General features: G+C 42.2%; 11 protein-coding genes, 1 rRNA gene and 1 other RNA gene. 9 read left to right on the top strand and 4 right to left on the bottom strand.

What is annotated here, in order from left to right; translation table 11 throughout:
- Window positions 1-196 (bottom strand): 16S ribosomal RNA (locus DC083_RS08385); the annotation flags it as partial.
- A gap of 752 nt (window positions 197-948) precedes the next feature.
- Between DC083_RS08385 and DC083_RS08390 the strand changes: the two genes are divergently transcribed.
- Window positions 949-1,638 (top strand): tetratricopeptide repeat protein, encoded by a 690-nt coding sequence (locus DC083_RS08390; protein ID WP_109189778.1) that lies wholly within the window; start codon window positions 949-951, stop codon window positions 1,636-1,638.
- A 157-nt stretch (window positions 1,639-1,795) separates the two neighbouring features.
- Here DC083_RS08390 and argF read toward each other — a convergent pair whose 3' ends face one another.
- Window positions 1,796-2,797 carry an ornithine carbamoyltransferase gene (gene argF, locus DC083_RS08395; protein ID WP_109189779.1) on the bottom strand — a complete coding sequence of 334 codons (1,002 nt, stop codon included), beginning with the start codon at window positions 2,795-2,797 and terminating at the stop codon, window positions 1,796-1,798.
- Window positions 2,798-2,978: 181 nt separating this feature from the next.
- Between argF and DC083_RS08400 the strand changes: the two genes are divergently transcribed.
- The 3 genes from DC083_RS08400 to ssrA all read left to right on the top strand — a co-directional run bounded on the left by DC083_RS08400 (window position 2,979) and on the right by ssrA (window position 4,686).
- Entirely contained in the window at window positions 2,979-3,629 is a 651-nt protein-coding gene (locus DC083_RS08400; protein ID WP_109189780.1) for a hypothetical protein, read from the top strand.
- 29 nt (window positions 3,630-3,658) lie between these two features.
- On the top strand, window positions 3,659-4,315 hold the full coding sequence (locus DC083_RS08405; protein WP_109189781.1) for a tetratricopeptide repeat protein: 657 nt from the start codon (window positions 3,659-3,661) through the stop codon (window positions 4,313-4,315).
- An 18-nt stretch (window positions 4,316-4,333) separates the two neighbouring features.
- Window positions 4,334-4,686: a transfer-messenger RNA gene (gene ssrA / locus DC083_RS08410) on the top strand.
- 199 nt (window positions 4,687-4,885) lie between these two features.
- Here ssrA and DC083_RS08415 read toward each other — a convergent pair.
- Together DC083_RS08415 and tsgA are read right to left on the bottom strand one after the other, a co-directional pair.
- Window positions 4,886-5,842, bottom strand: coding sequence for a nucleoside hydrolase (locus DC083_RS08415; protein WP_109189969.1), 957 nt, complete (start codon window positions 5,840-5,842; stop codon window positions 4,886-4,888).
- Window positions 5,843-5,873: 31 nt separating this feature from the next.
- Window positions 5,874-7,070, bottom strand: a complete 1,197-nt coding sequence (gene tsgA, locus DC083_RS08420) for an MFS transporter TsgA (RefSeq protein WP_109189782.1) — start codon at window positions 7,068-7,070, stop codon at window positions 5,874-5,876.
- 554 nt (window positions 7,071-7,624) lie between these two features.
- Here tsgA and DC083_RS08425 point away from each other — a divergent pair.
- The 5 genes from DC083_RS08425 to DC083_RS08445 all read left to right on the top strand — a co-directional run bounded on the left by DC083_RS08425 (window position 7,625) and on the right by DC083_RS08445 (window position 13,261).
- A complete protein-coding gene (locus DC083_RS08425) occupies window positions 7,625-8,599 on the top strand; it encodes an ABC transporter permease (RefSeq protein WP_026878182.1) in 975 nt (324 codons plus the stop codon).
- Window positions 8,596-9,510: an ABC transporter permease gene (locus DC083_RS08430; protein ID WP_109189783.1), complete on the top strand. Its 915-nt coding sequence runs from the start codon at window positions 8,596-8,598 to the stop codon at window positions 9,508-9,510. The genes DC083_RS08425 and DC083_RS08430 overlap by 4 nt, the downstream gene beginning before the upstream one ends.
- Window positions 9,510-10,574: an ABC transporter ATP-binding protein gene (locus DC083_RS08435; protein WP_109189784.1), complete on the top strand. Its 1,065-nt coding sequence runs from the start codon at window positions 9,510-9,512 to the stop codon at window positions 10,572-10,574. The genes DC083_RS08430 and DC083_RS08435 overlap by 1 nt, the downstream gene beginning before the upstream one ends.
- Window positions 10,571-11,572 carry an ABC transporter ATP-binding protein gene (locus tag DC083_RS08440; RefSeq protein ID WP_109189785.1) on the top strand — a complete coding sequence of 334 codons (1,002 nt, stop codon included), beginning with the start codon at window positions 10,571-10,573 and terminating at the stop codon, window positions 11,570-11,572. Before DC083_RS08435 ends, DC083_RS08440 begins: the two co-directional genes overlap by 4 nt.
- A 120-nt stretch (window positions 11,573-11,692) precedes the next feature.
- Window positions 11,693-13,261, top strand: a complete 1,569-nt coding sequence (locus tag DC083_RS08445) for an ABC transporter substrate-binding protein (RefSeq protein WP_109189786.1) — start codon at window positions 11,693-11,695, stop codon at window positions 13,259-13,261.
- The last annotated feature ends 45 nt before the right edge of the window (window positions 13,262-13,306 follow it).

Below are 13,306 nucleotides of genomic sequence, written 5' to 3' on the forward strand. Positions count from 1 at the left end.
CTTTAAACCGTAGTCCACATCCAGTATTAGCTACCCTTTCGGGTAGTTATCCTAGACTAAAAGGTAGATTCCTATGCATTACTCACCCGTCCGCCACTCGCCACCAAAGAGTAAACTCTCCGTGCTGCCGTTCGACTTGCATGTGTTAAGCATACCGCCAGCGTTCAATCTGAGCCAGGATCAAACTCTTCAGTTTAAATCCTTAATAATGTTTTAAATCTCTCGATCTAACCCATTTACTCAATTACTGCTACTATTCCCATTATTAAAAATAGTGCTGGAATTGTTTGGTTAGACTTCTATCTTTTTGCTCTCGCAAAGCGATACAAGCCCCCATACAAACTTACTTAAGATTAATTTGTTAAAGAACGCTTAGAAACTAGTGAAAGTATTCATCACCTAAAGGCCCGTTTACTTGTTTTTCACCGCCCTAAGCAGACGAACTATACTACAGATCGAGATGCTTATTGTCAAATTTATTTTTGAAGTTTTTTAATCTTTTTGAAATTAGTTCTAAATGGATTTTTAAAGCTCATTAAAACCAACACTGAGACTAAACACTTCTAAATCTGACCGTTTTAAAAGTTGATCACAACTCCCAAAACCACTCTCTTCTCTGTCACCTCGAAAGGTGTCGTCTGAATCAAGAAGGAGAATTCTACACTCTTTTTGAGATCTTGCAAGGGGTTTTATTGCTAAAGTTTTAGACGTTTTCGGTTAAGGTTCGAATATATTCCCCTTAAACATGCCTTGAATCATTTACAACTATTTGATTTATAATTATATTCATCTTTGTGCAGGTTAAATATTTGGGAAATATAGACTCATCTTCTACAATGAAGCTCATCATTTACCCTATTTCTAGTTATCTCACTATTTTTAAACCTTTTTATAGATATCTGGTACAACTAAGGTTTACATCAATATTAAATACTAAAGGCTCTTACTATGTTAAAACATACATTTCTTGCAACATCGCTCGCCCTCATTCTTACAGGTTGTCTAGCAACAACATCAACAACGCCACAACAACCTACAGTTATTTCCCCTGAACATATCGAAATGGTTCGGACATTAGGCACTAGCCAATTAAGTGAGCTTGCACAAAAAGGCGATCAATACGCACAATATTATCTTGGAAATAAATATGCTCAAGGTGCCGAAGTCCCTCAAGATATGAATCAAGCAAAACGCTATTGGGAATTAGCAGCGAAGCAAGGTAATGCCAATGCGCTCTACAATCTTGGTATGACTTATTACAGTGGCCAAGGTAGCGCAAAAAATCCAGAAACAGCACTCTCCTACTTCCAACAAGCGGCGAATGCAGGCAATACTCGTGCAGCACTTAATGCCGGCAATATGTTTGAAACAGGACAAGGCACCGTTGCTAATATTCCTGTTGCTGCACAGTTCTATCAACTCGCAGCTAACGAACAACCGCATGCGGCTTATCGTCTAGGATTACTCTACACACAAAATACTCCGGACTTCCCCGCCGATTACGCTAAAGCCTACAACTTATTTCAACAAGCAGCAATGAAAGGCGATCGTTTTGCGCCTAGAGCCTTAAATATCATGACAAACTACCCGCAAGAGCAAGCGATTGAATTATTAAAACGCCTCAATAATGGTATTTAAGACAGATCAGCAGCAACAAAAAAGCCACTTTTATATAGAAAAGTGGCTTTTTCAATCTAATGGTTGTACTTATAAATAAGAGATAGAGGTGTTATATAAACATACTTAACAATCGGATATAACATATCATTGTCAGATTCTATCTATAGTTTATCCTTTATCCTAAGGTTGCGACCATCACCGCTTTGATCGTATGCATTCTATTACCCGCCTGTTGGAATTGGACTCCTTGAGCGCTTTCAAAAACCTCTTCTGTCACTTCAACACCATCTAACCCAAATGTGTCATAGATCCATTCACCGACCGTTGTTTCACGATTATGAAATGCCGGCAAGCAGTGCATAAATTTCGTATTCTTATTGCCTGTCGCACGCATTAAAGCGGCATTAACCTGGTACGGTTGCAAAAGGGCAATTCTTTCACGCCATGCTTCTTCTGTTTCTCCCATCGATACCCACACATCTGTATGGATAAAATCAACACCTTTGACGGCTTCTTCTGCACTTTCAGTAAAGGTTAATCTTGCGCCGCTCACCGCCGCCAAGGCTTCACATTGTTTCATCAAAGCCTCTTCCGGCCAAAGATGTTTCGGTGCAGCAACGCGGAAATCCACTCCTAATTTCGCTGCCATCACAAGATGGGAATTCCCCATATTATTTCGGGCATCTCCCACATAGGCATAACTCAAATCCGTGATAGGTTTATCACTATTCTCTTTCATCGTTAAAAGATCCGCGAGCATTTGTGTGGGATGAAATTCATCCGTCAAACCATTATAAACCGGTACACCTGCATAAGCCGCAAGCTCTTCTTCCAGCACTTTTTGGCTAAATCCGCGATAGAGAATCGCATCGTACATATCTCCTAAAACACGAGCGGTATCTTTCATTGACTCTTTATGGCCAATTTGAGTCCCTTCACTCCCTAAGTAACTTGTGGTTGCACCTTGATCTGCCGCCGCCACCTCTGATGCACAACGGGTTCTAGTTGAAGATTTTTCAAAGATGAGCGCAATATTTTTCCCTGCTAGTCGTCGTTGCTCGATCCCCGCTCTCTTCGCTCTTTTAAGCTCTTCAGCGAGTCCTACTAAATAGAGAATCTCCTCTTTTGAGAAATCAAGTAACTTTAAAAAATGTCTTTGACGTAAATTAGGTTGCATGCGCAGCTCCTCTTTGCTGTGTTATGGTTATAATATAGAACGTGGTATTGATGATCACTTAACCTTTGACTTCAGATGCAAAAGCTTCAGTTTTATCCACTTATCCCCCATGTTAAAATGGGATTTTCATCATATCAGGGTTATAGAACCCTTCCTACATTTTTAGAGGTTTCTACAATTCATGCAACGATTTATTTTCATTTTTTCACTTATTTTTTGTTCGATGATCGCCATAGCCCAAGAAATGCCCCATAAAATGCGTCTTAATTTTGTCGGCCCTTTTCAAGTACCGGCGACAATGGACTTCCAATATGGCAATGGCAAATATCAACTTAAAACGATCGTCAACATTCCTTTCAAAAAAATGGTGTTTGAGAGCGAGGGAACGATGCAAGGTAATCGCCTCATTACGCAAAAATTCCGGGATATTCGTAGTAATAAACCTTATGCTTATGCCGATTTTGATACTCAAAACAGAACTATCACTTATGGCCGCGCCAGCGAACAACTCTCCGCAGAAATGACCAAATTAGCGCAAGACTTCTTTACAACTGCTTGGCAATCAGCACTCAATAAAGGTCCTCTCACCGAAAAAATTCAAACAACTAATGGTAAGAAGATCTATGAGCGCCCCACTTTTACCGGAGCCGGCACGCAAGTAGCTAGAATTAATGGCAAAAATACCACAATTAAACTCTATGTTAGTGGTGAAGGCGATGATCGTGTGGAACTTGGACTTGCACCAGAAGATTACTACCTTCCGGCCTTAATCGCTTATTATGAAAAAGGTAAGCGTTACGAGCTTAATCTTAGAAGTTATACTGCTGAGTAGCTATTTTTAACATCACCACAGGATTAATCATGACATTCTCTCTAGAATATCTCTTCACACGTATCTCGGCAGCATTGAATAATAAAGTCGATCTCTATCGGATGGGAACGTTTTATTATGAAGGGAAATATGTTCCGCAAGATTTTGCAAAAGCAAAAGCCTATCTACAGAAAGCCGCAAATAAGAAATACTACAAAGCGCTCTTTTACCTTGGATTAATTGAACTCAAAACTGAGAAAAAGCTCATTGATCTCTCCCTTGCCTTGCGTTACTTTCTGCTTTCTCGGCAAGAGAGCCCTGAAGCACTTCAGCAGATTCGCGAACTAGAAGAGAGAATTCTTGCCTTGCCAGCTAGTGAGGCGCAACAAGAGCTATTGTTCAAGGTGGGCTATATGTATGCCAATGATGTTGTTGTGGGTCTTAATGTTCCTAAGGCGCTACAATTTTACGAGTTAGCCGCGAATGAGGGTCATCCTTATGCCAAGATGGAACTTGCCAAACTCTTAATGCAATCTCGCCCCGGCGTTACCAAAGATATCCCACGAGCTTACGCATTATTGAAAGAAGCTGCCGAAGCTGATTTCACGCCTGCACGGATTCAATTGCAGAAACTCTATGAACGTTATCCTGAATATCAACCTACAAAATCAGGGAAACATTGCGTAAATCCTGTAGAAGAGGTATAATTCTCTATCAACTTAAACGGGGGCGTTCTTGGATTCGACGGGGATGTTGAAGTTTGAGGTGCATGTCAAGATGGTCGAGAGTCTTGTAAAAACGCGGCAATTTGTATAGTTGCAAACGATAACAACTACGCTTTAGCAGCTTAGTCTGCTAACTGATCATGATACTGTGTTCGTTCGGTATTATCATCAGTCAACTTAAACGAAATAGTGAAATATCATTTCTAAGGGGTATTTTGCGAAACTTAACTTAGAACAGCTTTGCATCTCCTGCCGGTCGGACGATGTGAAGTTAAATTAAAGATACGGCTAAACATGTAGTACCAAGAATGGATAGTTTTCGGACGCGGGTTCAAATCCCGCCGCCTCCACCAATCATGATTGTGAAAGCCCGCTATTTAGCGGGCTTTTTGATTTTTAAAATAAATTTGTGCGGGAATTTGGGCGGGATTCAACTAAATCTAGTGCCCACTTTACCAACGTCAATTACAAAAACACCACTAAAATCCCTTCTAGCGGTGCTTCTATCTGTATCTATTATTACAAATTATGACCTATCAATGCTGTTCTATATTAACCGACTAATGTTTTCATATAGAGCTCTAAAAATGCGTCATTATTCACATCGACACAGATATGTTGAAGCGGTTTATTACTCCACTCATCTACAGGGAAAATGCGAGGATTTCCTTTGAACATAGTATGCCCGATGGCAGGGCCTTCAGTCACTACGCGGATATTACCCTTTTTAGTGGTAAAGAGGCTTGGATCAATGGCATAAGCAACCGCTGAAGCATCATGGACAAAGAAGCCATCTAGATTAACTGATTTCTTATGGAAATCAGCATAGAAACGGGTAATTTGATAGATAAAATCACCATATTTCTCTGAAGAATCACGCAATGTTTCTAAATATTGAGGATCCATAATACTCTGCTGAGTAACATCTAGACCTACTACGACAACCGGCCAAGCGGCTGTGAAAACGATATCAGCAGCATGCGGATCACCTAAGATATTAGCCTCTGCAAAGGGTGTTACATTACCTGTATGACCGTGGAAACCAAAAGCACCGCCCATTACAACGATCTCTTTCACTAATGGGATAATAGACGGATCTTTCTGCATTGCCAAAGCAAGATTAGTTAAACGACCAACCGCAATAATCGTGATCTCATGAGGATTTGCTTTCACCTGATCGATAATATAATCATGCGCCGGGCGTGGATCAACTTCCCCAAAATCTTCATCGGGAATATCAATATCGCCAAGGCCATTATTACCATGAACAAAAGTGGTTGGTTCACCCGGTTCAATTGTAAGCGGAATATCCGCTCCTTGCGCCACATCGGCTTTTAGACCAAACTTTTTCTTCAAAAACAGCGCATTACGTGTACCATTCTCGATAGTAGCATTGCCAAATACTGTTGTAATACCGATTAAATCAATCGACTCATGTGCTTCGGCAAAAAGAATCGCCATTGCGTCATCAATGCCGGGATCGGTATCAAAAATCACTTTTTTTCTAATATCTGTCATCGTTATTTTACCTTTATAGATGTTAAAGCTTTTTTGTCGCTTGTTTTTCTAATATTAAACAAATGATAAAGAGTACACATACTACAACAAATGCTGTCGTTGTGATAATCATCGCACTATGAATACCAAAATTGCCCACAAAAAAAGCAGAAAATGCCGGTGCTGCAGTACTACCGATGCCACCACAAGTCAGTAGAAAGGTCACCAGAATAGCCGGTGCATTTTGAATTTGTTGCGAGCCAATTGAAATACCAATCTTGTAGATCGCTGAGGTGAAGAAACCAAATATGACTGTTGCATAGAGAAAAGCGGTTGCACTCGTTGTAAGATTTAAAAATGTGGTAATAAAAATCGCAACAAAAAGAATAATAACTAGCATATAACGCGCTGAAAACTTATTCACTAAAATAGCAGCAGTAATCAGACCAAAAATAGAAGGCCCCCAATAATTACTAACGGCTAAACTCGATTCTTGAGAAGATAATTGAAACACTTCTTGTAGATAATTAGGTGCCCAAGTTAAAAAGGTTATTTGCGCTAGCAGATATAGACCTAAAGCAATACCGGCTAAAATCACACGAATATTGATAATACTTTTGAAATTTGCATAGAGAGCCGGTCGAGTCGGAGCATCTATCTTCTCGGTGGGTGCTTCTTCTGGATATTGAAAGATAAAAGTACTTAAAAAGACAAAGAGGACGATGACTCCTACAACGGCATATCCGCCAGTCCAAGTAACACCGGAAGCAATTAAGAGTGTAGTTAAACTAGGAAAGATAAAGCCTGCCGCACTAAAAGCACAATCCGTCGCAATAAAGGCGGAAGCCCGTTTCTCTTCATTGAAGATCTTAGAGATAATCACCGCCCCACCCGATAAACCGATACCACAACAAGCGCCTATGACCAATAAATAGAGAGAAACCATTACCGCACTTTGAAAATTGAAGAAGATGATCAATGCCAGTATCACTAAAAAAAGCAGATAATTGAGCCGTAAAACTTTTCGAATCTCTAACCTAGAATAGGCAAACATCGAAATAATGGTTCCTAACAATGTCCCTCCTGTTAAATAGGAGAAAATTGAGGCAGCCTCAGTAATAGGAATTCCAAGATATTTCGCCATGGGATCGATAATAATCCCGACTTGCGTTAAGAGCCCCGCCATAATCATATAGGTCAGGAAAGAGATGAACATTAGTTTAGCGCGATAAAATTTCATAATGACCTTACATAGAATTTTGTATCTGTTGTAACAAAATAATTCTTAATAAAACATATATAAACTATATATTAGTTTTAATATAAAAAGTAAGTCATATATTAAAATATAAGAAATTTATTACTTAGATCAATTTACTGAAAATAAATAATTAAGTAATAGGAGCAAAGCTGAATGATAGAAGAAAGAATGATATTTTTCATTGCAGGAGATCCTCTATTTTAATATTGCCCATTTAGCAAGCCTCTCATCACTTTTATTTGATCTCTATTCTTTATCTATCCCCTTCCTCAAGATTACCGCCTCTTAAAAACCATAACTGATTATTTTTAATCACTATTTCCCCATTTCACAAAAAACATATTGACACTGTGGCAAATAGTTTGTACTTTCAATACATATAATTCATATAAAAAAAGTATGTTAAAGAATACTATCAAAGTATGTAATGGGAATACCAAGGATGGGGAAACTTATGCGCCGAGAATGATGGGGTGCTACTGAGTTCATCACGCTGCGATTTCTCATCACACAAGGATTGAGTGGAGAAATCGATGATTGGCTGGGGATTAAGGCGTTTAATACAGGCGGGCATTATTGTCCTGTTAATGACTATTATTGTATTTATTGGATTGCATCTCATTGGCAACCCGGCGGATATCTTAATCGGTCCCGATACGGATCAACGAGATCGAGAAATGCTGATCTCTCAACTTGGTTTAGATCTCCCTATTTGGCAGCAATATTGGCGATTTTTAGTGAGCGCACTTCACGGAGATCTTGGCAATAGCTTCGTCTATAATCAACCTGCCTTAGAACTCGTATTACAACGACTGCCGGCTACCATTGAGCTAGCTTTTGCTGCCTTGATTATTGCGCTTGTGATCGGGATTCCACTTGGGCTTATTGCCGGACTCTACCCTGAATCACTCTTCTCGAAGATTGTGATGACCGGCAGCATCTTGGGCTTTTCGCTTCCTACATTTTGGATTGGATTAATGCTCATTATGGCCTTTAGTGTTTCACTCGGCTGGCTTCCTGCGGGCGGTCGGGGCGATACAGTGACTATCTTTGGTTTAGAGTGGTCTTTTTTAACCGGCGATGGCCTCTATCATCTTATTTTACCGGCTTTTAATTTAGCACTCTTCAAGATGTCTCTGGTCATTCGGCTCACATTTGCCGGCGTGCAAGAGATTGTGCCACAAGATTATATTAAATTTGCCAGGGCAAAAGGCTTATCGCCAGCACGCATTATCCGTGTTCATATTTTTCGGAATCTGCTGATTCCTCTTGTGACCGTTGTGGGATTAGAGCTCGGCGCGACGATTGCCGGTGCTGTAGTGACTGAGAGTATTTTTGCTTGGCCGGGAGCGGGTAAATTGATCTTAGATAGCATCAATCAACTCGATCGCCCCGTGATTTTGGCCTATCTCATTATTATTGTCTGTCTCTTTGTCACGATTAACTTCCTTGTCGATGTCACTTATCGCATTGTTGATCCTCGTGCCCGTAAGGAGACGACAGTATGACCCCACAAAATATTGCCAATCATCCGTCCCCTCAACGCGCACCTTCTCTTTTTCGAGAAAACTTGCAAGCTTTCTTTGCCTCAAAACTCGCACTTATCGGATTTGTAATGGCGCTGATTCTCTTATTGGCTGCCATTTTAGCGCCTTGGATTACGCCACAAAATCCTTACGATCTGTTGCAACTCGATATTCTCGACTCCCGCTTACCGCCCGGCAGTGAAAATGGTTTAGGCAGTTACACCTATTGGTTGGGCACCGATGGACAAGGTCGGGATCTCTACTCGGCAATTGTCTATGGACTTCGTATTAGTCTTATTGTCGGCATTGGCTCGGCGATTATCGCGAGTATTTTAGGTACCACAATCGGCATCACTTCTGCCTACTTTGGTGGCCGGATCGATGCAATTTTAATGCGAACCGTAGATTTGATGCTCTCTTTCCCCTCTATTTTAATTGCGATGATGATTCTCGCCTATCTCGGAAAAGGGGTGAGTAATGTCATTTTAACCTTGGTGATCCTTGAATGGGCTTACTACGCTCGAACTGCGCGCGGTCAAGCCTTAATCGAGCGACAAAAAGAGTATGTGGAAGCTGCGCAAAATCTTGTGATTCCTAAATACCGCATTATGCTCAAACATATTCTCATCAACTGTTTACCTGCACTCATTGTCATTGGTGCCTTACAAATTGCAAGAGCGATTACCCTTGAGGCAACGATGAGTTTCTTAGGGCTTGGCGTTCCGATTACTGAGCCCTCATTAGGTCTTTTAATTTCAAATGGCTATCAATATCTACTATCAGGACAATATTGGATTAGCCTCTTTCCCGGCATTGCATTGCTCTTAACGATTGTCTCTCTAAACTTAATCGGCGATCGTTGCCGGACACTGTTTAATCCGAGGTTACGCTAATGGATCGATCATTACTCTTAGATGTGCAACATCTCAAAACCGCTTTCCCAAGTAAAGAGGGGGAGCTATTTGCGGTCAATGATGTCAGTTTACAGTTACAACCTGGGGAGATTTTAGGACTTGTCGGCGAATCAGGTTCAGGGAAGTCGGTGACTGGTTTTTCCTTGATGAATCTCATTGATAAGCCGGGAAAAGTGGTGAATGGGAACGTCTATTTTAAAGGACAAGATCTGCTAACACTACCCGAAAAAGCAATGCGTTCTCTTCGGGGTAATCGAATTGCAATGATCTTTCAAGATCCAATGATGACGCTCAATCCAGTATTACGCATTGATGTGCAGATGATAGAGACATTACAAGCTCACAAAAAGATCAGCTATAAAGCCGCTCGAGCACGCGCCGAAGAGGCCTTAGCCCTAATGGGAGTTCCTAGCCCTAAAGAGCGACTGCAATCATATCCTTATCAGCTCTCCGGCGGTATGCGTCAGCGGGTTGCCATTGCCATTGCTCTATTACTGCAACCGGATCTGATTATCGCCGATGAGCCGACGACAGCACTCGATGTCACGATACAAGCGCAGATCTTATCGGAAGTACAGAAGCTTGCGCATAATTATGGTACTGCGCTGATTTGGATTACCCACGATCTCTCTGTTGTTGCGGGGTTAGCCGATCGTATTGCCGTAATGTATGCCGGTAAAATTGTGGAATCAGGCAGCAGCGAAGCCGTTTTAACGCATCCACAACATCCTTATACACAGGGCTTAATCAACAGTTTACCGAGCCATAATATTCGGGGAGAACGTTTAACACAGATTAATGGCATTACCCCTAATTTAGCCGATCTCCCGTCAGGTTGTGCCTTTGCCCCTCGCTGTGAACGCGCCACCGAACAGTGTCACACTCAACCGCATCTAACCCCCATTTCAGAGGATAACTCCGACATTCCTCATCAAGTCAGTTGTTTCTTCCCAAGTCATTCTGTTGAAAAGAGACAAATCAGGCAATCTATCACATCATCGACCACTTCATCGACCGCAATAGCAGAGGAGCCGACACTATGAACTCTCCATTAGTACAATTAGAAGGCATCTCTAAATATTTTGGTGCAAAAAAACAGGGCTGGATTGGGCACTATTTAACCCACTTAGGTTTACAGAAATCCCCTACCATTACGGCAGCCGTCAATGATGTCAATCTCACGATTCAAAAAGGTGAGGTTGTGGGATTAGTGGGCGAATCAGGTTGTGGCAAATCCACCTTAGGTCGTGTTGTCGCCGGAATTCTTCCACCGACTGCCGGCACAATGCGTGTCGAGGGGAAAGCCATTGATGGGATGAATCGTCAAGAATGGAAGGAGACGCAACTACGCATTCAGATGATCTTTCAAGATCCTTATGCAAGTCTTAATCCTCGGCAACGTGTTGCGAATAGTATCGGGGAAGCACCGCTCATTCATCATTTAGTCTCTACCCAATCTGTAGATCATTATGTCAGTGAACAACTTGAACGCGCCGGCTTAAATGCAAGCTACCGGCAGCGGTTTCCGCACCAATTTAGTGGCGGACAGCGACAAAGAATTGGTATTGCCCGTGCTTTAGCCGTACAACCGGATATGTTGGTCTGCGATGAAGCAGTGGCGGCGCTCGATGTTTCGATTCAAGCACAGATCGTAAATCTCTTTATGGATTTGCGAGATGAATTAGATCTCACTTATCTCTTTATTAGTCACGATTTAGGCGTTGTTGAGCATTTCTCTGATCGCGTGGCAATTATGTATTTAGGCCGCATAGTGGAAACCGCTACCACCGAAGAGATCTATGCGCATCCTAATCATCCTTACACCCAAGCACTATTAGCTGAAATTCCCCGTATTACCGATCGTAAAAAACAATTTGTTGCCATTAAAGGAGAGATTCCAAGCCCCCTCAATCCCCCGGCAGGTTGCCATTTCCACCCACGTTGTCCGCTTGCCACAGAGCAGTGCCGAGTAGACGCGCCCTTGTTAAAAGAGGTAAGCCCCCAACATTTCAGCGCTTGTCATCTCAATGATCAGGCGTAAAACCCCAATGCTTAATGCCGATCATCTACTCAAATCATTATCACTCGTAGCAATAAGAACAAGATAACAACAATACATCACCCCCAGATAACACCAAACTATAAACACCAAGGAGATATTATGAAAAAATTACTGACTATCGCCCTACTTTCAGGGCTACTCGGCACCGGGGCACTAGCGCAAGAAAATCATCTCAAAATCGCATTTGCCGATAACCTCTCATCACTTGATCCACAGCTCAATAATTTTGCCGGCGATCGCTCTGCAAGCATCTTCTTCTTTGACACTTTAGTAGAAGATAAAAATGGCGGACAACTTTATCCCGCACTCGCTGAAAGTTGGCGCAATATCGATCCTTTGACCTGGGAAATTAAGCTTCGCAGCGATATTCTTTGGAATAATGGTACGCCTGTCACTGCCGAAGATGTGGTCTATTCCATTGAACGTATTCGCAATGTTCCCGGCTCTGTTGCACCCTTTACCGGCTATGTTCGCACCATTGATACGGTGACGATTCTAGATCCTACAACGCTCGAAATTAAAACGAATGTGCCCAATCCTGACTTACCGCTCAATCTCACTTCCGTCTACATTGTCAATAAAGCGGTTACTGAGCAAGCGAGTAGCGAAGATTTTAACTCGGGGAAAGCGTTAGTGAGTACAGGGGCTTATAAGCTGGTGAGCTATACACCGGGGGAAAAAGTCGTAGCCGAGAAGAATCCGCAATATTGGGGAGAAGCACCGGTTTGGGATACGGTAGAATATCTCTATATGCCAAATGCCGCTTCCCGTACCGCGGCACTCCTATCCGGCGGTGTTGATGTAATCGATAAAGTGTCGGTTTCAGATCTTGCCCGCTTACAGAAAGAGTCAAAAGTAGAAGTCTTCCCCTATGATGGTTTACGGGTATTCCTACTGCAACCGAGCTTCAATTCTGCGGTGAATCAATATATTACCGATAATAACGGGAAGCCTCTACCAACCAATCCCCTCCTCGATCAAAGAGTGCGAGAAGCATTATCAATCGCTATTAATCGGGAAGCCATTGCCGATCGTATTTTACAAAATGGCGTAACCGTTGCTAATCAGTGGATGCCGAAAGATAGTACAGGTTATAACCCGGATATCGCACCGATTCCCTTCGATGCGGCAAGGGCAAAAACCCTCTTAGCGGAAGCGGGTTACCCTGATGGGTTCCAAATTACCATTCACGTGCCGACCGATCGCTATCCTTTAGCGCCGGAAACAGTCCAAGCCGTTGCACAATTTTGGACGCGCATTGGTGTTAAAACACAGGTAGAAGTGGTGCCTTGGGCGGTCTACTCCTCTGCAGCTCGTCAAAATGAGTATGCCGTATCTGTCATTGCTTGGGGAAATGGTACCGGCGAGGCTTCTTATGCAATGGTTAATATTCTCGCAACGGTGAATCCTGAAGCGGGTTTAGGGGCATCTAACTGGGGACACTATAGTAGTGAAAAACTCGATAATAGCCTGAAAGCGGTCACTACTGAATTTGATAGTGCAAAACGAGAAGCCTTAATGCAAGAGGCAGCGGTTACTGTGAGTGAGGAAGTGGGTATTATTCCGCTATTTCATTACAAAAATATCTGGGCAGCAAAAAAAGGATTAATCGTAAAACCCCTTCGTTCAGATCGAACTGTACCGCAAATGGTTACGCCACAAAAGTAATTCATAGCAATCATCCCTAGAAACAATACGGCAAGTATCCCATTG

The organism is Ignatzschineria ureiclastica (assembly GCF_003121845.1).
GTDB lineage: Bacteria > Pseudomonadota > Gammaproteobacteria > Cardiobacteriales > Wohlfahrtiimonadaceae > Ignatzschineria > Ignatzschineria ureiclastica.

Coding starts and splice junctions, on each gene's coding strand:
- DC083_RS08405 (WP_109189781.1), top strand. CDS start 3,659: ATGACATTCTCTCTAGAATATCTCTTCACACGTATCTCGGCAGCATTG.
- DC083_RS08425 (WP_026878182.1), top strand. CDS start 7,625: ATGATTGGCTGGGGATTAAGGCGTTTAATACAGGCGGGCATTATTGTC.
- DC083_RS08435 (WP_109189784.1), top strand. CDS start 9,510: ATGGATCGATCATTACTCTTAGATGTGCAACATCTCAAAACCGCTTTC.
- DC083_RS08390 (WP_109189778.1), top strand. CDS start 949: ATGTTAAAACATACATTTCTTGCAACATCGCTCGCCCTCATTCTTACA.
- DC083_RS08430 (WP_109189783.1), top strand. CDS start 8,596: ATGACCCCACAAAATATTGCCAATCATCCGTCCCCTCAACGCGCACCT.
- DC083_RS08400 (WP_109189780.1), top strand. CDS start 2,979: ATGCAACGATTTATTTTCATTTTTTCACTTATTTTTTGTTCGATGATC.
- DC083_RS08440 (WP_109189785.1), top strand. CDS start 10,571: ATGAACTCTCCATTAGTACAATTAGAAGGCATCTCTAAATATTTTGGT.
- DC083_RS08445 (WP_109189786.1), top strand. CDS start 11,693: ATGAAAAAATTACTGACTATCGCCCTACTTTCAGGGCTACTCGGCACC.
- argF (WP_109189779.1), bottom strand. CDS start 2,797: ATGCAACCTAATTTACGTCAAAGACATTTTTTAAAGTTACTTGATTTC.
- tsgA (WP_109189782.1), bottom strand. CDS start 7,070: ATGAAATTTTATCGCGCTAAACTAATGTTCATCTCTTTCCTGACCTAT.